This is a genomic window from Gracilibacillus sp. HCP3S3_G5_2 (assembly GCF_052063305.1).
In the GTDB taxonomy this organism is placed as follows: Bacteria; Bacillota; Bacilli; order Bacillales; family Amphibacillaceae; genus Gracilibacillus.
Map to the genome: position 1 here is coordinate 107765 of NZ_JBQHXU010000002.1, position 19298 is coordinate 127062.

A 19298-nucleotide genomic window follows, 5' to 3' on the forward strand; every position below is an offset into this window, starting at 1 on the left:
CAATCATTGTCATTATTATATAGGAAACCACTCATATCGCCAACCCTAAAATATAAAGGTAATTACAGCTAAAAAGTTAGTCAAGGTATCTAAACAATTGGCAAAATAATAACGAAGTTAAGGATCATTTACATAGATTACATTTACACGAGTTTCTAAAAGGACAAACCCGTTTCATTATATGGCGAAACGGGTCTATCTCTGTTTTTTGCTGTACTCTTCAACAAAACTGCTTATTACTTTGTTTAACAGTTTATTGGTTGCTGTCTATGTAATTTACAGCATCACCTACTGTAGCAATTTTCTCTGCATCTTCATCAGCAATTTCCATGTCGAACTCATCTTCTAGTTCCATTACAAGTTCCACAACATCAAGAGAATCAGCTTCTAAGTCATCTTTAAATGATGCTTCAAGTGTTACTTTATCTTCGTCTACATCTAGACGATCGACAACAATTTGCTTTACTTTTTCAAAAGTGTCTGACATTTTCACGTCACCTCCTTTCAAAGAATATGTATAATATTACATTATCATTCCGCCATCCACTTGAATGGTTTGACCTGTAACATAGTTGGATTGGTCCGAAGCTAAGAATAAAGCAACATTTGCTACATCTTCCGCTTTTCCTAGCTTATTTAACGGAATTAAAGCAAGCATTTGCTGTTTCTGTTCATCGGTTAGTTTATCGGTCATATCTGTTGCAATAAATCCTGGAGCAATAGCGTTAACCAATATATTTCTCGCTGCCAATTCTTTCGCAGTAGTTTTAGTTAAGCCGATTACGCCTGCTTTAGCAGAGACATAATTCGCTTGACCAGCATTACCACTTATGCCAACAACAGATGATACATTAATAATACGTCCACTTTTTTGTTTCATCATTTGTCGTGTAACTGCTTTTGTACATATGAAAACGCCTTTTAAATTAATGTTGATTACATCATCGAAATCAGCTTCGCTCATCCGCATTAATAAATTATCTCTAGTAATACCAGCATTATTTACTAATATATCAAGAGTTCCATAATTTTTGACAGTCTCTTTAACCATTGCTTTGACTTCATTTTCGTCACTAACATTTGCTTTTATTTTGATCGCTTCACCGCCGTTAGCTATGATTTGATCTACTACTTCTTGGGCTCTATCTTCACTACCAGAGTAGTTTACCACTACTTTAGCACCTTTACTAGCAAAAGTTAAGGCAATTTCACGTCCAATTCCTCTTGAAGCACCTGTTATGAGTGCTACCTGATCCTTCAACATGTTTAATCCTCCTTCATCCATTCGATAAATTCAACTAATGTTGCTACATCTTGAACAGCAAACGTTTTTGCTCTGCGATTTACTTTTTTAACAAGCCCTGTTAACACTTTCCCACTTCCGACCTCGACAATAGCATCAATAGGCTCTTCCAGTAATTGCTCGATAATCTCTTCAAAACGTACAGGAGAATATAATTGTTCTACTAATAATTGTTTAATTTCTTCATTATCCGTTACTTTTTCTGCAGTTACATTTGCATATACAGGAATTTCTGCATCATTCCAACTGATATTATGTACTAATTGATGAAATTCTTCTGCTGCTGGTTTCATTAAACTAGAGTGAAATGGCCCACTTACAGGTAACGGTAATACTCGTTTTGCACCTGCTTCCTTTAAAAGTTCTACTGCTGTATCAATTGCTAATTTCGAACCTGATATGACGATTTGTCCCGGGCAATTGAGATTTGCAATCTCAATCACTTCGTTCACTTGTTCACTAATTTTTTGCAACTCTTTACTTAATGTCTCTTGCTCCATTCCTAAGACAGCGGCCATTGAACCTTTCCCTTCTGGGTAAGCATTTTCCATAAGCTTACCTCTTTGATGAACCAAATGAACCGCATCCGTAAAGGAAATAGCATTAGCGGCAACAAGTGCACTATATTCACCAAGACTATGGCCACTAGTTACAGCAGGCTTGATTCCATTTTCTGAAAGGATATTAGTTATGGCTGTACTTACTGATAACAATGCTGGTTGTGTGTTTTCTGTTTTTGTTAAGGTTTCTTGAGGACCTTCAAACATTATCGACGTCAAATCATAACCTAACCGTTGATTAGCAGTATCGAAGAGTTCTCTTACTTGTGGATATTCTTCATATAAGTCTTTTCCCATTTCAACTACTTGTGATCCTTGCCCTGGATAAACAAAAGCGACTTTTTTCAAGAGTTATTCCCCCTTTTGAGCAGATTGTAATGTTTTTACTTCCGCTTCTATTTTTGCAATTACATCATTCTCTACAATGTTTCTTGTTTGTTGGATGGCGCTAAAAATTGCTTGTTGATTGGATGAACCGTGGGCTTTAATAACCGGAGCAGCCAAGCCAAATAATGCAGCTCCTCCATACTCTGAATAATCTAACTTGTCCTTTAACCCTTTTAAGTCATTTTTCACAAGAGCAGCAGCAAGTTTAGTCTTGGTATTACTCATAAATGTTTCTTTAATCATCGAAAACATTGTTAATGCAGTACCTTCAACTGTTTTTAGTGCAACATTTCCACTAAATCCATCGGTCACAACGACATCTGCTACACCATTTAAAAGGTCTCTGGCCTCGACATTACCGATGAAATTTATAGGCAACTGCTGTAACAGCTCAAAAGCTTTTTTAGTTAAATCATTCCCTTTACCTTCCTCTGTTCCCACATTTAAAAGACCCACTCGAGGATTTTTTAACTGGCGAACTTTTTCCATGTAAATAGACCCCATTAGACCGTATTGTTGCAAGTGTTGTGCTTTAGCATCAACATTTGCCCCCACATCTAACAATAAAAAACCATCGCCATTTACAGTCGGAAGCGTAGGACTTAATGCAGGACGATCTATTCCTTTAATTCTACCAACAACAAACAAACCTGCACTCATTAAAGCTCCTGTATTACCTGCAGAAATACATGCATCCGCATGCCCATTTTTCACTTCGTTTGCCATTAGTACTAACGAAGCTTTTTTTTTGCGACGTACTGCTTTAACTGGTTCATCATCACTAGTAATTTTCTCATCTGTATGAATTATTTCAAGAGACGGGTGATTATTCGTAAATGGTGTTATCATGCTCTCGTCACCGACTAGCGTAATAACCAAATCATCAAAGTGATTAACTGCCTTTAACGCCCCTAACACAATTTCTTTTGGAGCGTGGTCTCCACCCATCGCGTCTATTGCAATTTTCATGATTCGTTCCCTTCCTTCTCCTCATTCGATCGAAACATTTCAAATACTCCGTAAAAAACCGTTTCGTTATCTACATAACTTTGTACTTTTACTAACGTACGATTGTTTTTTTCGGTATTTGCTACACGTGCTTTGGCAATAACTCGTTCTCCCTGTACAACCTGACGGGTAAATTTAATATCCGCATTTGTTGTGAGAGCAAGTTCATCATTAATAACAGCAACAGCAAGGGAGTTAGCTTGTGCAAATAAATGATGTCCTCTAGCTATTTTATTTCGTGAGAAAACATGTTCAGCAGTAATATCCAAAATGGAAATAGCACGTTCATCTAGCTCAAGGTCAATAATTTCGCCAATAACCTCATCAATTGGTAAAGCTTTAACCGTTTCATTCCAATTATTTGTCGCGACCGATTTTATTCGTTCACGTAACTCGGGAATATTTAACTCCATCCGATCTAAACGTATCGTTTGTATACTAACATCAAACAATTTTGCCAACGCTTCATCGGTTATAAATGGCTTTGCTTCGATAGTCTCTTTTAACTCAAATTGCCGTTCCTTTTTGTTTCTTTTCATGATATCCACCGTCCATCTGCATATCCTCTTCCGTTTAACTCAGAAATTATGACTAGGTACTAATAGTAATATATAATACCATAATAAATTATGCAAGTGTAGTTAATTTAATAACTGTTGCTCTATCTCAATTTTGGAAAGCAAGTACTTAATTAACGGTTGAAACTCGGGCTCCTTCCATAGTTCATTTTCCACAATGTCGATAGCATCCGTTCTAGCAGTTTCTAATGCTCGATAGTCATGTACTAAATCCGCTAATTTAAATTCTGGTAATCCACTTTGTTTCACACCAAATACATCACCTGGTCCGCGCAGTTCTAAATCTCGTTCGGCCAAAACAAACCCATCGGTTGTTTCTGTCATAATCCGCATGCGTTCTTTACCTGTTTCGCCTTTAGGATCAGCTACTAAAATACAATAGCTTTGCTTGTCCCCCCGTCCGACGCGTCCCCTTAGTTGATGTAATTGAGATAGACCAAAGCGATCGGCATCTTGAATCATCATCACAGTAGCATTCGGAACGTTAACCCCTACTTCTACTACCGTAGTCGAAACTAATATTTGAACTTTATTTTCGGCAAAGTCATTCATGACCTGCTCTTTTTCTTCTATCGTCAACCTTCCATGCATAAGACCAACAGTTGCTTTTCCTTGTAAAATTGCTTGCAATTGGTGGTATAAATCAAGCGCATTCTGAATATCTAATTTATCCGATTCCTCAATTAAAGGACAAATAATATATGCCTGACAACCTTTCTTTATTTCTTGATAAATAAAGTTAACTGTTCTTTCAAACATATTATGTTTAACCCAATACGTTTCAATCGGCTTACGGCCTTCAGGCATTTCATCAATCTTGGATACATCCATATCCCCAAACGCTGTTAAAGATAAAGTTCTTGGGATAGGTGTAGCTGTCATAAATAAAATATCTGCCAAAATACCTTTATCTCGTAAAGTATTCCGTTGCTGGACACCAAATCGATGTTGTTCATCAATAATCACATAACCTAATTGATGAAAATTAACATCATCTTGAATCAGTGCATGTGTGCCGATTACGACATCACATGTTCCACTTTCAATCGCTGTTAACATTTCTTTTCTTTTTTTACCCTTTACTGACCCCGTTAATCGATGAATGGTCACATCATCTGGTAACAATTGTCGTAATGATTCTTCATGTTGTTCTGCTAAAATTTCGGTCGGTACCATAAAGGCGACCTGCTCACCCGCTGTAACAGCACCATATAGACTAATAACCGCAACTGCAGTCTTCCCTGAACCTACATCACCTTGGAGCAATCGATTCATCCTATATGGCGACTGTAAATCCTTAAAAATCTCTGCTAATGTTTTTTTTTGGGCAGATGTTAAGTCAAAAGGAAACTGCTCAATTAGTTGTTTAACTTTATCCATTTTAATTGTTTTCGCATTTCCCTCTGTCGCTTCACGGTTCCTTTTTCGGAACAATTGCATCTTTATCTGAAATAATAATAATTCTTCATAGATAAATCGTCTTTTAGCATGTTTTAATTGTTCAAAAGATGAAGGAAAATGAATATTTTCTAGACCCTTGATTCTATTAGGTAATTTGTAATTTTTTAAGTAAGGTTCCGGAATAATTTCGGTAATTTGATCCGTTAAAGAAGACAACGTATTCTTGATTATTTTCTGGAATTGTGCATTTTTAATGTCTCCTTTAGAAGAGTAAATCGGAGTAATAGGACTTGTTCCATCTATTGTACCCTTTTTATAGTTATCTATTGTAATTTGTAGTCGGTGTTGATCCCATTTGCCATTCACCGATACTTTCTCACCGGGAATAAAATGCTGTTTTGCAAAAGCACGGTTAAAAAGGACACCTTTGACAACTGCTCCGTTTACGCGTAAGGATACAACCATCCGAGATTTTTTTCGTTGATAAAATTGTACGGTTGGCTCATGAATTACTTCTCCAACTATCGTTACTTTCTCATTATGCACCAATTCATGTAGCGGTTTTTGCTCATAATGATCATAGCGATTAGGGAAATAATATAGTAGATCTTCTACCGTGTAGATGCCGATTTGTCCAAGCGTTTCAGCAAGTTTTGGTCCGACACCTTTCACTTCTTGAACAGAAATATTATTCATTTCACTCACACTCTCTTAATTCAATTATGGAATACCAACATAACAAGATTAACCAAGTACAATTCATCCATTCTCTTCGTCTGATAACAAAAATAGCCAAACTGCAAACTAGTAAAAAGTCCAAATTAAGCTCTCTTCCATTCTGTTAGAGTTGAGTGTAAGTTCGTCACTGACGGGGCTAAGCTAATCATTATGTACTTAGTTATAATAGAATGAGAAAGTGCCTTTTTAAATAGCTATATCGCAGTGGATGAATGTTGGTTCGAATTGATATGTTTTGTATTTTTATGGATAAAAAGCTCTATCGCCTTGGATAGAGCTTTTGTTTTTATTCAATAGAAAATATATAAGAGTAAATTGGTTGTTTCCCATGATGAACTTCAACTTCTATATCTTCAAAATGATTTTCTATAAATGCAATAATTTCATTTTCTTCTTCATCAGAAGTTTCTTCTCCACGGATAACTGTTACAATCTCATCTTCTTCGACATCTATCATTTCCATCAACAGTTCCTTGATTACTGTCATTTGATCAGCATTGGTCACTTTGATTTTACCGTCTGCTAAGCCCATATAATGACCATTTTCGATCGTCATTCCGTCTATTTGTGTATCACGAACAGCATAGGTAACTTGACCAGTCTTTACTTCCTGACTTGCCTCTGTCATTGTTTCTTTATTGTCCTCTAGACTTACCTCAGGATTATACGTTAACATGGCTGACATTCCCTGTGGAATTGTTTTTGTCGGAACAACCGCCACATTAACCTCTGCTAGATCTGCTGCCTGTTCTGCAGCCATTACAATATTCTTGTTATTAGGCAAAATAATCACGTTATCTGCATTCGCTTCTTCTATCGCATTGGTTAGATCCTGTGTGCTTGGATTCATTGTTTGTCCACCTTGAATCACCACAGTTGCTCCTAAGCTTTTAAATAATTCTGTCAGTCCGTCACCCATAGCAACAGTTACAACACCAAATGGTTGTTTCGTCTTAGTCTTCTTTTCTTTCTTGTCCACAATATTGGAATGTTGTTCTCTCATATTTTCCGCTTTTAAGTGAATAAAACTTCCAAAACGTTGGCCTAGGTTGAAAACATTGCCTGGATATTCGGCATGAATATGAACTTTAACGATTTCATCGTCCGAAACAACTAATAATGAATCACCGTGCTCACTTAACTCTTCTCTAAAAGCTGCTTCATCATAAGGATGTTCTTTCAATTTATCCTCTTCAAAGCGAACCATGAATTCTGTGCAATAACCATACTCAATTTCCTCTGTACTCATATAGTCCTGCGCCGATTTGTGGTGTTCAGCATTAACAAGATCATCTAAATCCATCGTTTCATTAAGAGACGTTTCTGGCACTTCTTCTCCTTTTAAGGCAGCTAAAAAACCTTCATAGATAACGACTAGTCCTTGACCACCACTATCTACTACACCAACTTCTTTTAACACGGGTAAAAGTTCAGGGGTTCTTTTTAATGATTTTTTCGCAGCTTGAACAACTTTCTCCATAAAAGTAATAATGTCTTGTTCTTCTTCTGCTATCGCCTTAGCTTCAGCAGCTGTGTCTTTAGCAACTGTTAGAATGGTACCTTCCACAGGTTTCATTACTGCTTTGTAAGCTGTATTCACACCACTATTGAGTGCTACTACAAAATTTTCAATATCTAAGTTAGTTTTACCCTCCAACCCTTTGGCAAAACCTCGAAATAATTGTGATAAAATCACACCAGAATTACCTCTTGCTCCCATTAATAGCCCTTTGGCAAATGCATTTGCGACTACTGAGACACTCTCGTTATTAGCCTTTTTTACTTCGTTAGCCCCTGAAGTAATCGATAAATTCATGTTTGTTCCAGTGTCGCCATCTGGCACCGGAAAGACGTTTAAAGCATCTATTTTTTCGGCATTATTTGCTAAATGGTGTGCACCAGCTAACACCATATTGGCAAACATTGCTCCATCTATCGTTTTTTGCGTCACTTCATAGTTCCTCCCTCTACTCCATTTCTAAAATGATAATTTATATTCATAAGAAAGTGCAATGTGGTAAAACGACTGTACCTGAGCAACATTGGCAAATCGGTATCGTCATCGGTGATTCCTTCTCTTGATAAACATGGATTTCCACTAGCTCTCTTGAAAATACTAGGTTATTAGCATATTGTAAGTGGAAGCTCCTTTTACGCATTCTTATGTCCTACTTAGTCTTGAATCACACGTACCCCTTGAATATAAATATTGATTGACTTGATTTTTAATCCTAGCGTTTTTTCAAGATTATATTTTACCTGTGATTGAACATTATGTGCAACTTCAGAAATTTTTGTACCATAGCTTACTATAATATACATATCAATATGTACATCTTCAACTTCCTGCCGAACGACAACACCTTTTGAAAAATTTTCTCTTCGAAGAATTTCCGCTATACCATCACGTAATTGTTTTTTAGAGGCCATCCCTACAATACCATAACACTCAATTGCAGCACCACCAGCAATTGTTGCTATCACTTCATTGGTAATAGTTACCTGCCCATTTTCTGTTTTTAATTCAATTGCCATCTTTTATCCTCCTTCTACATTAGTAAGAGAAAAAAACACTTTTTTTAATCAATTTTATATTTTAATATTATTGCTTTTATAACTAGAGATAAGGGTATTCCATTATAGAATGTATGAAAATTGCGTTTATGTCAAGCATTAATAAGCAATAGAACATCTTGAATGCCTTCATGAAATCAGCTAAAATTGTGCTGTAACCGATTTGCCACTCCTTAAAGATAAAAATCCACTGCCAGTTTGTGCATTATTATTGATCCAATTAATTTATACCATACTCACAAAATTTGAAATTGCAATATATTAAAATCTATGATAAATTATATAAGTATGGACCTAAGTTAGTAGGAGGGAACGAAAGAATGGGACGTAAATGTGTAGTAACTGGTCGTAAAACGACTTCAGGTAATAATCGTTCACATGCTATGAATGCAAACAAGCGTAAATGGAAAGCAAATGTACAAAAAGTTAGAATTATGGTTGATGGAAAACCAAAACGTGTGTATGTTTCTGCTCGAGCGCTTAAATCAGGCAAAGTAGAACGCGTTTAATTTATATTTTAATCAAAAGTTAATTGATGCGAGAAGAAAAAAGGCTCCTGTGTAAGAAGGAGCCTTTTTTCTTAATCCAGAATACTTTGGTATGCTGGAAATTAATCCTTGCAAGTGCCGCATAATGAAAGCTTCCCGCCCTTTGGTACGTTATAGAAAACTTACCAATTAATCAGCGCTTGCGTTATCCATATTATTTTTTCCCTGAACCCAACAATGCTCGAATGAAACCACCGATAAACCGCGGGAGCTTAATTGTATAAAATTTCATCATACCCCTCCTCTTCACTATGAAGACATAACCTCATCGTTATCATTACAATATACTATTTCTTATACAGTTTATGAGGACACACGACTATAATTGCATATCTTTACATAATTTCGTAAGAATTTACGAACGATCCTCCTCAGAACTCTTTATCATTATTAATATGCCATCATTAAATAAAAAAGTACCTTGTTCGTTAATTAATTGATTGGATATACAACGTGTACTTCCCCATGTAACTGTATAATTATCTAAAGGGTAATAGAATCCCTTCAATGTGAGTCCCTTTACAGAAGGGGTTAAGGGGATGAATGATAGTAAATCAGAATTTTTGGCAGTCACTTCATATTTTCCAGGTCGATAAATAGATAAGATATTTTTATCATCGATTATTTTTGCGTCTACATTTTTTTCTAAAAGATGATAGAGCATTTGGATATTCGCTAATTCGTGATCAAGCCTACCAGCTGTAGCTCCGAATAAAAAAATAGAAGCAGGTCGATAAGAAAGAGCTGCTTCAATTGCTAGTTCAAGATCTGTTTCATTTTTTTCTACAGAGTATTCGTGAAAGTTTTTAGCTTTTTGTTTAATAAGTTCCTTTTCTTTCATATCTATAGAATCAAAATCCCCTATAGCTACATCAATAGGTAACTGATTCTTCAATAGGTAAGATGCGCCTAAATCTGCACCAATCCATCTGTCGACATCGTTTCGATAAGAAGTTAACGGTGCTAATGCATCTTCAGGTCCCCCTGCAACTATTCCAATTCTCATAACTAACAACAACCTTTCCTAATTCTGAGAAAAACCGGGTAACCAAGCCCGGTTTTCACTCACATATTTGACTATAGTAAATAAAAGTGCAACCAATGAAAATTCAGATTTGCTTCATACTGAGTAGTTGAGGATATTAGCGAATCAGGTTTATCTTATTCAGCCATAGTTCGCTTTATGTTGTATGTGGCATTAATCTCTTAGTTTTTGAATCGCTGCTGAACGGTCTTTTTCGTCAAATATGGCACTACCTGCAACAAGTACATCAACACCTGCTTCGATACATTGCTTTGCCGTAGTTTCGTTCACACCGCCGTCTACTTCAATTTCAAATGATAATCCTAGCTCTTCGCGCCACTTTACAGCTTGTCTTACTTTATCTAACACTTCTGGTATAAAAACTTGTCCACCAAATCCAGGATTTACTGTCATAAATAAAACTAGTTCTACATCTCTAATGATCGGTTTAATCATTTCTACCGGTGTTGCCGGATTGATAACAACTCCAGGTTTAACACCGGCGTTCTTAATCATATGAATGGTCCGGTGTAAATGGGGACATGCTTCAACATGTACTGTTAAGATATCAGCACCGGCGTCAGCAAAGTCTTGAATATAACGATCCGGATTCTCAATCATAAGATGTACATCAAGTATAGCCTCTGTAACTGGTCGAATAGCTGAAAGTACAACTGGTCCAAGTGTAATGTTTGGCACAAAATGCCCATCCATCACATCCACATGTATATAATCCGCTCCCCCTTTACGTACATCTGCAATTTCTTCTTTTAATATGGAGAAATCAGCTGATAAAATTGATGGCGCTATTTTCGTACTCATATTAATACCTCGGCTTTCTATTTTTTATTTCTTCTACAAACTGCAAATAATTTTGATAACGCTCTTCTAAGATTTCTCTATTATCTAGCGCTTCTTTGACAGCACATTTTGGCTCTTTTAAATGCATACACCCTCTAAATTTACATTGATTTTTTAACTCTACGAATTCAGGAAAACAATCAGGTAGTTCTTCTAGTGCAATATCCTTGAAATCTAATGCACTAAACCCTGGTGTATCCGCAATTAACCCTTGCTCAAACGGAATGAGTTCCACATGCCGGGTTGTATGCTTTCCTCTACCTAAACTCTCTGAAATGTCGTCCGTTTCTAACTGTAAACCTGGTATAATTTTGTTCAATAACGATGTCTTTCCCACTCCCGATTGTCCGGCAAAGACGGAAACTTTATTATTTAAATAAACGGATAATTGTTGATTCACTTCCATATCTTTCGTAGAGAGAAATTCTACTGTATAACCGATCTTACGATAATAAGCAAGCTTGTCTTGAATTTCCACAGCTTCTTCACCGGTAAGTAAATCCATTTTAGTAAAAAACAATAATGGTCTAATCGCTTTGGCTTCTACCAATACGAGAAATTTATCTAGAAGATTTAGACTCAGGTCTGGTTCTTTGACAGATGTAACAATAATTGCCTGGTCCACATTAGCTATCGGCGGGCGTGTCAACTGATTCTCACGTTCATCAATAGACAATATATAGCCTTCTTTTTTATCCCCGTATTCAAACTCGACAAAATCACCAACTAAAGGGGTAATCTTTCTTTGACGAAAAACCCCTCTTCCACGACACTGGATCAGACCACCCTCGTATTGCACATAATAAAATCCGCTAAGTGCCTTGACAATTTTACCTTTTGGCATTTACTCACCCTCTACATCTTCATATGATAAAGTTTTTTCTATGATGAGATCATCATTTCTGATCACTTTATAACTTGCTTCTTCATCAGGTGGAATCGTTAATTCGATCGTAAACGTTGTATCTTCCGTAATCATTTCCACTTCTTGGAATAATTCTGATATTTCATTATTCATATCATCTACATAAATACTAACTTCTTGCGGCTCTGGCTCGCCTCCATTAGAATCCCCAGTAAAAGGAATGGTAAATGATTCAGTATGTGTAATTTGTTTTTTTGGTTCAGGACCTAATGATACTGTAAGTTCTATTACTTCTCCTTTTTCCACTTCTTCATTAGCAGATGGACTTTGCTCAATGACATAGCCTTCTTCCACATCTTCATCATGTACTTCTTTAATATCAGCAGAGAGATCTCTGTCTGTTAAATATTCTGTTGCTTCATCTACATGAAGACCAATCAATCGGTTTAATGTTATTTTTTCTGGTCCTTTACTGATTTCAAAAATAACAGTCGTATCCCGAGGAACTACATCTGTACCTGGAGCAGGCTGAATTTGTTCAATTATTTCTCCTACTGGCTTATCCGAAAACTCTTCATAAAACTTTACATTTTTATATCCGGCATCAAGGAGAATACTCTCAATACGTTCATAGTCACTTCCTACATAGTCATTGAAAACAAAAGTTTCCGGTCCTAAACTCACATAAACGGTAATATCTTTTCCTTCTTTTATTTTCTGATTTGGACGAGGGAATGTTTCAATTACATGGTTTTCTTCGACTTCCTCATCGTGATCTTCTTCCTTAATAACATTCAATTTTAAATCTTCCAATTGCTGCAATGCTTCCTCATAAGTTAAACCAGAGACATCAGGTACCTCTACATCTTTAGGTTGAAATAAACTAGGCAACACAAATAAAGCTAGTAAAATCGCTCCGAACAAGATAACAAATAAACTAGTAACCCATATAAATCGTTTTTTCCTTTTTTTCTTTTTCTTTTCTTTTGGTTCTTCCTTCTCGTTACTGTTAGGATCATTACCAGTGGTGACGATCGTGTCCTCTTTGTCAATAGGACTATTCTCTATACTCATATTCTCATTAACAATCGGAATTGCTTTTGTAATCGTATCATCGGATTCCGGTGGCTGGTATTTCGTCACATTTAATTGATTTGGGTCAAGTGCATGGGTTAATTCATCTTCCATTTCATACACTTCCTGATAACGATGAAACGGGTCCTTTGTTGTTGACTTCAATACAATATTTTCAACTGATTGCGGTACCTTTGGATTTAATTCCTTAACCGAAGGTGTTTCTGTCTGTAAATGTTTAAGTGCAATCGACACGGCAGATTGTCCTGAAAATGGCAACTGTCCCGTTAGCATTTCAAATAATACGATTCCTAAAGAATATATATCCGATTTACGATTTGCTTTTCCGCCCCGCGCTTGCTCTGGAGATAAATAATGTACGGACCCCAACATTGAGTTCGTTTGCGTCAATGCTGTTGCACTTAACGCAATCGCAATCCCGAAATCAGTTACTTTAATTTGACCATATGGATCAATTAAAATATTTTGCGGCTTAATGTCACGATGAATTAAACCATTTTCATGTGCATGTGAAATAGCAGAAGTAATTTGAGTCATAATTTCTATTACTTCCTCTACTTCTATCGGTGCATGTAATTGTATGTATTGCTTTAAGGTCATGCCATCAACGTATTCCATGACCATATAATATATCTGATCTTCTTCTCCAACATCATAAATATTAACGATATTCGGATGAGACAAGCTTGTCGCTGCTTGTGCTTCCCGGTGGAATCTTGTAATAAACTCTTCATCATTTGCATATTCAAGACGTAGAACTTTAATAGCTACTTGTCTATTTAGAATAGGATCATTTCCCAGGTAGACATTTGCCATTCCACCGCCACCGATTAACTTAATAATCTCATATCTTTCATTTAATACTTTTCCTTCTAACATGGTGGCTCACCAACTTTTTCATGCTGACTTATAATCGTAAGAGTGATGTTATCTTCCCCGCCTCGTTCATTAGCCAAATCAATTAAAGTTTGGCTTATCTGATCATCTTCAGTCTCTAATATCAGTTTATGCAATTCTTCATCCGTAATTTTATTTGTCAAGCCATCAGAACACATTAATAAGCCATCAAAATCCTTCCATTGAGAATGAAAGATATCTGGTTCTAAATCAAGTTCTGTCCCCAATGCTTTTAAAATAACATTTCTTCTCGGGTGTACTTGAGCATCTTCTTCTGATAACTGACCAGTTCGAACTAACTCGCCAACAAGAGAATGATCATCGGTTACTTGCTTCCAAGCAGATTGATTAAATAAGTATGCGCGGCTATCCCCAATATGGCCAATGGTCAAATCCTGTTCAGTACAAATAGCTACCACAATGGTTGTTCCCATTCCTTGACATGCACTATCTGACTGTGCTTTTTCATATACCAAGTTATTGACTTCCTTAATAGAATCTGCTAACCATTCTTCTACATTTATTTTTTCTAAAGGTTCATCTAATTTAGTCCATAATTTTTCTAATTGTTGAATGGTCAGATTACTAGCCACATCTCCAGCCTGGTGTCCTCCCATACCATCTGCTACTACTGCAAGCAATGCATTACCCCGAGGAAAAACTGCCACAGCATCTTCATTTAACTCACGGACCTTACCTTTATCAGACTGATAAACATATTTCATTTCAACACCTCTTCTCCAATCAGCTATCCCTTATTAGCCTCGTCATAAAAAAGCCATCACTGTTAATGTCTTGAGGAAATATCTGAATACCAAATTCACTTCTGCCAACACTGTTTTTCAATAATACCGGTAGACTTTCAAAAAAGGCTGGATCAACTCGATAATGTGGGTGTTTCTCGAGAAAATCTCTAATCACCTCTTCATTCTCCTCTTGATCAACTGTACATGTACTGTATATTAATTTGCCATCTTTTTTTAACAGTGGTTCGATATGTTGCAGGATTTCTTTTTGGATCCTTGATAATTTGACTATATCTTCACTTGTTTTATTATATTTTATATCAGGCTTACCTCGAAGTACACCAAGACCTGAACAAGGAGCGTCAATTAAAATACGGTCAAATGATTGGTTAATGTGCTTTTCCTGTAGTTTACGCGCGTCTGATTGACCAGTCTTAATAGAGGTCAGCCCCAATTCTTCTGCCTTTTTTCTTACTAGATTTGCTTTTTTAGCATGTAAATCATATGCAAAGATAGTACCATTATCATTCATTTTCTCCGCAATATGCGTTGTCTTACCTCCAGGTGCACTACAACCGTCAAGAACAGTCATACCTTCTTTTATATCCATTAATTCTGCCACTAACATAGAACTCTCATCTTGGATCGTAAATAAAGATTCCTTAAAAGTTTCATCTTTCAGGATATTTCCCTCTTCAACAACAAGACCTTGTTCTGAAAAAGAAGATGGTCGAACTTTTATCTGATTTTTCGTCAACCTCGACTGTAATTGTTCCCTAGAAATTCGAAGTGGTTGAACACGAATAGACACTTTTTTATGTGTTGTATTAGTTCGGCACATTTGTGCAGTTATGTCCATTCCGTATTGCTTATTCCAACGCTTTACTAACCAAAACGGATGACTTGTTTCGATACTGATTCGTTTCACGGGATCTTCTATTTCTTCATAACTGGGAAAACCTTCACGCTGAGCTGAACGTAATATACCATTAACAAAATTAGCTATCCCTTTATGACCTTTTCTTTTAGCAATTTCAACAGATTGATGTATCACAGCATGATCAGGTACTTTATCTAGATATTTCATTTGATAGAAGGATAAGTATAGTAACCATTTTACCCATTTATCTATCCTTTTTTTAGATCGGATAAATGTATGCAAGTCATATTCTAAAGTTATCTTTCTTTGAAGTGTCCCATAAACAATCTCTGTTAGCAAAGCACCGTCTCTCGATTCTAGTTGATGTTTTTTTAGTAATTGGTCAATGACTAAATGACTATAGCCGCCTTGATCACCAATCCTAATTAAAAGGTCAAGCGCTAGTTCCCTTATGTTGTATGTTTGTCTTGTCATTCGCCTAGTTTCTCTCCTACTGTCATATTACTTCCGACACCTCTTAAAAAATCTGCTGCTGTCATTTTTTTCTTTCCAGCCGGCTGTAGTACTGTTAGTTGTATTGTTTGTTGATCAGCAGTTGCAACAAGGATACCTGTTTCATCCTTCTCTATTACTGTTCCTGGTAACTCGTTTGTCGATTGGTTCGTTTTTTTTGCTTCATATACCTTCAAAACTTTGCCACGCCATGTAGTAAATGAAACTGGCCACGGATGTAATCCTCGAATACGATTATAAACGGTTTGTTGCGACTGATTCCAATCTATCTTTTCTTGATCTCGAGTAATGTTTGGCGCAAAGGTTGCCTTACTGTCATCTTGTGGTATACGCTCGGCATCACCTGAGAATATTGCAGGAAGCGTTGATAATAATAGATCCGCTCCTACTTCTGATAATTTGTCATGTAAGGTCGCAACATCATCTTTGTCTTCAATCATGACTTCTTCTTGACTAATAACATCTCCAGCATCTAATTTTTCAGCCATATACATAATGGAAATTCCTGTTTTTTCATGTCCCTCAAGAATGGCATAATGTATCGGTGCCCCTCCTCTTAGCTTTGGTAATAAGGAAGCATGTACATTAATACAACCAAACTTCGGAATTTCCAACAACCCTTTTGGTAGTAGTTGCCCGAAGGCAGCCGTAATGATGAGATCAGGATTTCTCTTTTTAATTTCTTCGTAGTCATTTTTTATTTTTTCCGGCTGAAACACAGCAATATGATGTTTTTCAGCTGCTACTTTAACCGGTGGGGGTGTCAGCACCTTTTTTCGGCCACGAGGGCGATCTGGTTGTGTCACCACTAATTCGATGTTGTACCCTTCGGAAATTAACCGTTCTAGCACAGGAACAGCAAAATCTGGTGTCCCCATAAAAATAATTTTCTTCATTCCAAAAACTCCTCTTACATTAAAGAATATGGTTCAAAATCTACTTGTATCGTTAAATCATTCCGATGAATTTCATCATTATAATGGTCTTGTATTTTTCGAATAATGTCCCTTTGATTCGGTTCATCCTTATATTTTACCATGCACTGATATCGATATCTATTATTTATGCGGACCATCGGTGAAGGGGTTGGTCCTAAAATAGTAGCATGATTAGATAAATGCTTAAATAGAAGCTTACTAATTGTCTTCGTTACTTCTTGTGCCTTTAATTGATTTGGATGTGATACCGTAATTAAGGTTAAATAATAATAAGGAGGATAATGAAAGCTTCTACGCATCTCCATCTCCTGTAAGAAGAATTGCTGATACTCATATTGACTAGCTAATTGAATACTATAATGTTCAGGACTGTATGTTTGTACTATCACTTCACCAGGTAAACGATGTCTTCCAGCTCTCCCACTAACTTGTGTCAATAATTGAAAAGTTTTTTCTGCAGACCTGAAATCTGGTAAATGTAACATTGTATCTACTGCCAATACTCCAACAAGGGTCACATTCTCAAAGTCCAACCCTTTTGCAATCATTTGAGTACCTAATAAAATATTAGCTTTGCCATTACCAAAACGCTCTAAAAGTTTTTTATGTGACCCTTTTCTTCTTGTTGTGTCGACATCCATCCTAATCACGCTTGCTTCAGGGATGTGCTCTTTTAATGCTTCTTCCACCTTTTGGGTTCCTGTACCGAAATAACGTATATTCTTACTCCCACATGTTCCACATTGCTGGACCATTGGTAATTGATAGTCACAATAATGACATTTTAATTGATGAGAGCTTTTATGATATGTTAAGGCAATGTCACAATGAGGACATTTCATCACATCTCCACATTCTCGGCACATAACAAAAGTAGAGTGCCCTCTTCGATTTAGAAATAGAACAACTTGCTGATTTTGATCAATCCGGTTTTTAATTGCCTCTAGTAACTTACGAGAAAACATGGTACGATTTCCTGCATATAATTCGTCACGCATATCAACGATATCAACTGGTGGCATGGTAGCTTCATTCATCCTATCAGGCATTTCTAATAAATGATATACTCCCTTTTTCGCTCTGGCATAGGATTCCAACATTGGTGTCGCACTTCCTAGAACAACCGGACAATGATGATAGGCACCACGTTTTTTAGCAACTTCCCGTGCATGGTAACGAGGTTGTTCATCTTGTTTGTAACTTGTTTCATGTTCTTCATCAATTATAATAATACCAATATTTTCAAAAGGGGCAAATATTGCCGATCGCGCCCCGACCACTACTTTTACTTCCTTTTTTTGAATTTTTGTCCATTCATCAAATTTCTCCCCAGGTGATAATGCACTATGTAAAACTGCTACCTGCGAGCCAAATCTTCCTTTAAAGCGATGTACCATCTGTGGTGTCAGGGCAATTTCTGGTACTAAAACAATTGCTTCCTTGCCTTGATTTAACACTTTCTCTATTGCTTGTAAATAGACTTCGGTTTTCCCACTACCTGTTACTCCATGCAAGAGAAATACTTTATCCTGTTCTTCTTCAACAGCTTGCCAAATCGGTTCAATCGCTCTAGCTTGCTGGGCACTTAAGGGTAAAGAAGTTGTTTTTTCAAAATTAGCATTCTGAAAAGGATCGCGATATACTTTTTTTTCTATCTTTTTCAGAAGCTTTTTCTCTACTAATTGATTAATAGTTGCTGTAGTCGTGTTTAATTCAGATAAAAGCACTTTCTGTTCAACAGGTTCGGGATTTTGAATAAAATAGTCGATAATCTCCTTTTGCTTCTTTGCCCGTTTAGAGATATCTTCTAATGCCTCTACTAATAAGTATATCTCTTTATCCGGTGCAATAAACAATGTTGTCTTTTTTGTTTCTTTTGATTGAACAATATAATTGATTCGAACATGACCACTTCGTACTTCCTTTAATAATAGTTGATAGTCACCGTTTCTTTCGATAAATTCATCGTAATCCATCACTGCTCTACCTGCAAATAACTTTTGCAAATCATCGGATAACTCAACATCTGTTAGTGCCTCAATTTCTTTCCTATACTTGGCTTTTAAAATTTGGGGCAGCATCGCCTGAAAGGTTTGGATATAAAAACTGACTGTTTGTTCACTAATCCACTTTCCTAAGTGTAATAATTCTTCTGTTAAGACCGGGCTAAGATCCATCACCTCTTCAACAGACTTGAGCTTGTCAATATCAGAATGATCCACGACTTCTAACACAAAGCCCATCACTTTTCTGGGACCGAAAGGAACCGTTACACGCATACCTTTTTGCACAAGACCTTCAAGCTTAGCAGGAATCAAATAGTCATACGTTTGATTCGTCTGATTAGTTGGTACATCCACAATAACTTTAGCAACTCGCATA

18 protein-coding genes are annotated in these 19298 nt (G+C 36.5%); 1 reads left to right on the forward strand and 17 read right to left on the reverse strand.

The features are described 5' to 3' along the window. Nucleotides 1–253 precede the first annotated feature (253 nt). The 8 genes from acpP to ACTNEP_RS02975 all read right to left on the reverse strand — a co-directional run bounded on the left by acpP (nucleotide 254) and on the right by ACTNEP_RS02975 (nucleotide 8510). Nucleotides 254–487, reverse strand: a complete 234-nt coding sequence (acpP, locus tag ACTNEP_RS02940) for an acyl carrier protein (protein WP_441160124.1) — start codon at nucleotides 485–487, stop codon at nucleotides 254–256. A 36-nt stretch (nucleotides 488–523) separates the two neighbouring features. Then, a complete protein-coding gene (gene fabG, locus ACTNEP_RS02945) occupies nucleotides 524–1264 on the reverse strand; it encodes a 3-oxoacyl-[acyl-carrier-protein] reductase (RefSeq protein WP_441160125.1) in 741 nt (246 codons plus the stop codon). 2 nt (nucleotides 1265–1266) lie between these two features. Further along, a complete protein-coding gene (gene fabD / locus ACTNEP_RS02950; RefSeq protein ID WP_441160127.1) occupies nucleotides 1267–2211 on the reverse strand; it encodes an ACP S-malonyltransferase in 945 nt (314 codons plus the stop codon). 3 nt (nucleotides 2212–2214) lie between these two features. After that, nucleotides 2215–3219: a phosphate acyltransferase PlsX gene (plsX, locus tag ACTNEP_RS02955; RefSeq protein WP_441160128.1), complete on the reverse strand. Its 1005-nt coding sequence runs from the start codon at nucleotides 3217–3219 to the stop codon at nucleotides 2215–2217. Further along, the gene (gene fapR, locus ACTNEP_RS02960) at nucleotides 3216–3797 is read right to left on the reverse strand and encodes a transcription factor FapR (protein ID WP_441160130.1); all 582 of its coding nucleotides are present in this window, start codon (nucleotides 3795–3797) and stop codon (nucleotides 3216–3218) included. Before fapR ends, plsX begins: the two co-directional genes overlap by 4 nt. Nucleotides 3798–3899: 102 nt before the next feature. Continuing rightward, complete coding sequence (gene recG, locus ACTNEP_RS02965) at nucleotides 3900–5933, reverse strand: ATP-dependent DNA helicase RecG (RefSeq protein WP_441160131.1); 2034 nt, start codon at nucleotides 5931–5933, stop codon at nucleotides 3900–3902. Nucleotides 5934–6261: 328 nt separating this feature from the next. Continuing rightward, complete coding sequence (locus tag ACTNEP_RS02970) at nucleotides 6262–7926, reverse strand: DAK2 domain-containing protein (RefSeq protein WP_441160133.1); 1665 nt, start codon at nucleotides 7924–7926, stop codon at nucleotides 6262–6264. 221 nt (nucleotides 7927–8147) lie between these two features. Further along, entirely contained in the window at nucleotides 8148–8510 is a 363-nt protein-coding gene (locus tag ACTNEP_RS02975) for an Asp23/Gls24 family envelope stress response protein (RefSeq protein ID WP_441160134.1), read from the reverse strand. Nucleotides 8511–8869: 359 nt separating this feature from the next. On the opposite strand from ACTNEP_RS02975, the gene rpmB reads away from it, so the two are divergent. Further along, complete coding sequence (gene rpmB, locus ACTNEP_RS02980) at nucleotides 8870–9058, forward strand: 50S ribosomal protein L28 (protein ID WP_441160136.1); 189 nt, start codon at nucleotides 8870–8872, stop codon at nucleotides 9056–9058. A 193-nt stretch (nucleotides 9059–9251) separates the two neighbouring features. On the opposite strand, the gene spoVM is transcribed toward rpmB, so the two are convergent. The 9 genes from spoVM to priA all read right to left on the reverse strand — a co-directional run bounded on the left by spoVM (nucleotide 9252) and on the right by priA (nucleotide 19297). Then, complete coding sequence (gene spoVM, locus ACTNEP_RS02985; protein WP_441160586.1) at nucleotides 9252–9332, reverse strand: stage V sporulation protein SpoVM; 81 nt, start codon at nucleotides 9330–9332, stop codon at nucleotides 9252–9254. Between the two features lie 120 nt (nucleotides 9333–9452). Next, nucleotides 9453–10103 carry a thiamine diphosphokinase gene (locus ACTNEP_RS02990; protein WP_441160137.1) on the reverse strand — a complete coding sequence of 217 codons (651 nt, stop codon included), beginning with the start codon at nucleotides 10101–10103 and terminating at the stop codon, nucleotides 9453–9455. 192 nt (nucleotides 10104–10295) lie between these two features. Further along, nucleotides 10296–10943 carry a ribulose-phosphate 3-epimerase gene (gene rpe / locus ACTNEP_RS02995; protein ID WP_441160138.1) on the reverse strand — a complete coding sequence of 216 codons (648 nt, stop codon included), beginning with the start codon at nucleotides 10941–10943 and terminating at the stop codon, nucleotides 10296–10298. Between the two features lies 1 nt (nucleotide 10944). Beyond that, complete coding sequence (gene rsgA / locus ACTNEP_RS03000) at nucleotides 10945–11826, reverse strand: ribosome small subunit-dependent GTPase A (protein WP_441160140.1); 882 nt, start codon at nucleotides 11824–11826, stop codon at nucleotides 10945–10947. Continuing rightward, nucleotides 11827–13821: a Stk1 family PASTA domain-containing Ser/Thr kinase gene (gene pknB / locus ACTNEP_RS03005; RefSeq protein WP_441160141.1), complete on the reverse strand. Its 1995-nt coding sequence runs from the start codon at nucleotides 13819–13821 to the stop codon at nucleotides 11827–11829. After that, a complete protein-coding gene (locus ACTNEP_RS03010) occupies nucleotides 13815–14564 on the reverse strand; it encodes a Stp1/IreP family PP2C-type Ser/Thr phosphatase (RefSeq protein WP_441160143.1) in 750 nt (249 codons plus the stop codon). Before ACTNEP_RS03010 ends, pknB begins: the two co-directional genes overlap by 7 nt. A 19-nt stretch (nucleotides 14565–14583) precedes the next feature. Next, nucleotides 14584–15939: a 16S rRNA (cytosine(967)-C(5))-methyltransferase RsmB gene (gene rsmB, locus ACTNEP_RS03015; RefSeq protein ID WP_441160144.1), complete on the reverse strand. Its 1356-nt coding sequence runs from the start codon at nucleotides 15937–15939 to the stop codon at nucleotides 14584–14586. Then, nucleotides 15936–16874 carry a methionyl-tRNA formyltransferase gene (gene fmt / locus ACTNEP_RS03020; protein WP_441160145.1) on the reverse strand — a complete coding sequence of 313 codons (939 nt, stop codon included), beginning with the start codon at nucleotides 16872–16874 and terminating at the stop codon, nucleotides 15936–15938. The genes rsmB and fmt overlap by 4 nt, the downstream gene beginning before the upstream one ends. A gap of 14 nt (nucleotides 16875–16888) precedes the next feature. Then, complete coding sequence (gene priA / locus ACTNEP_RS03025; RefSeq protein ID WP_441160146.1) at nucleotides 16889–19297, reverse strand: primosomal protein N'; 2409 nt, start codon at nucleotides 19295–19297, stop codon at nucleotides 16889–16891. Between the last annotated feature and the right edge of the window lies 1 nt (nucleotide 19298).

Coding starts and splice junctions, on each gene's coding strand:
- ACTNEP_RS03010 (WP_441160143.1), bottom strand. CDS start 14,564: ATGAAATATGTTTATCAGTCTGATAAAGGTAAGGTCCGTGAGTTAAAT.
- fmt (WP_441160145.1), bottom strand. CDS start 16,874: ATGAAGAAAATTATTTTTATGGGGACACCAGATTTTGCTGTTCCTGTG.
- pknB (WP_441160141.1), bottom strand. CDS start 13,821: ATGTTAGAAGGAAAAGTATTAAATGAAAGATATGAGATTATTAAGTTA.
- rpe (WP_441160138.1), bottom strand. CDS start 10,943: ATGAGTACGAAAATAGCGCCATCAATTTTATCAGCTGATTTCTCCATA.
- rpmB (WP_441160136.1), top strand. CDS start 8,870: ATGGGACGTAAATGTGTAGTAACTGGTCGTAAAACGACTTCAGGTAAT.
- ACTNEP_RS02990 (WP_441160137.1), bottom strand. CDS start 10,103: ATGAGAATTGGAATAGTTGCAGGGGGACCTGAAGATGCATTAGCACCG.
- rsgA (WP_441160140.1), bottom strand. CDS start 11,826: ATGCCAAAAGGTAAAATTGTCAAGGCACTTAGCGGATTTTATTATGTG.
- fapR (WP_441160130.1), bottom strand. CDS start 3,797: ATGAAAAGAAACAAAAAGGAACGGCAATTTGAGTTAAAAGAGACTATC.
- rsmB (WP_441160144.1), bottom strand. CDS start 15,939: ATGACAAGACAAACATACAACATAAGGGAACTAGCGCTTGACCTTTTA.
- priA (WP_441160146.1), bottom strand. CDS start 19,297: ATGCGAGTTGCTAAAGTTATTGTGGATGTACCAACTAATCAGACGAAT.
- acpP (WP_441160124.1), bottom strand. CDS start 487: ATGTCAGACACTTTTGAAAAAGTAAAGCAAATTGTTGTCGATCGTCTA.
- fabG (WP_441160125.1), bottom strand. CDS start 1,264: ATGTTGAAGGATCAGGTAGCACTCATAACAGGTGCTTCAAGAGGAATT.
- recG (WP_441160131.1), bottom strand. CDS start 5,933: ATGAATAATATTTCTGTTCAAGAAGTGAAAGGTGTCGGACCAAAACTT.
- plsX (WP_441160128.1), bottom strand. CDS start 3,219: ATGAAAATTGCAATAGACGCGATGGGTGGAGACCACGCTCCAAAAGAA.
- spoVM (WP_441160586.1), bottom strand. CDS start 9,332: ATGATGAAATTTTATACAATTAAGCTCCCGCGGTTTATCGGTGGTTTC.
- ACTNEP_RS02975 (WP_441160134.1), bottom strand. CDS start 8,510: ATGGCAATTGAATTAAAAACAGAAAATGGGCAGGTAACTATTACCAAT.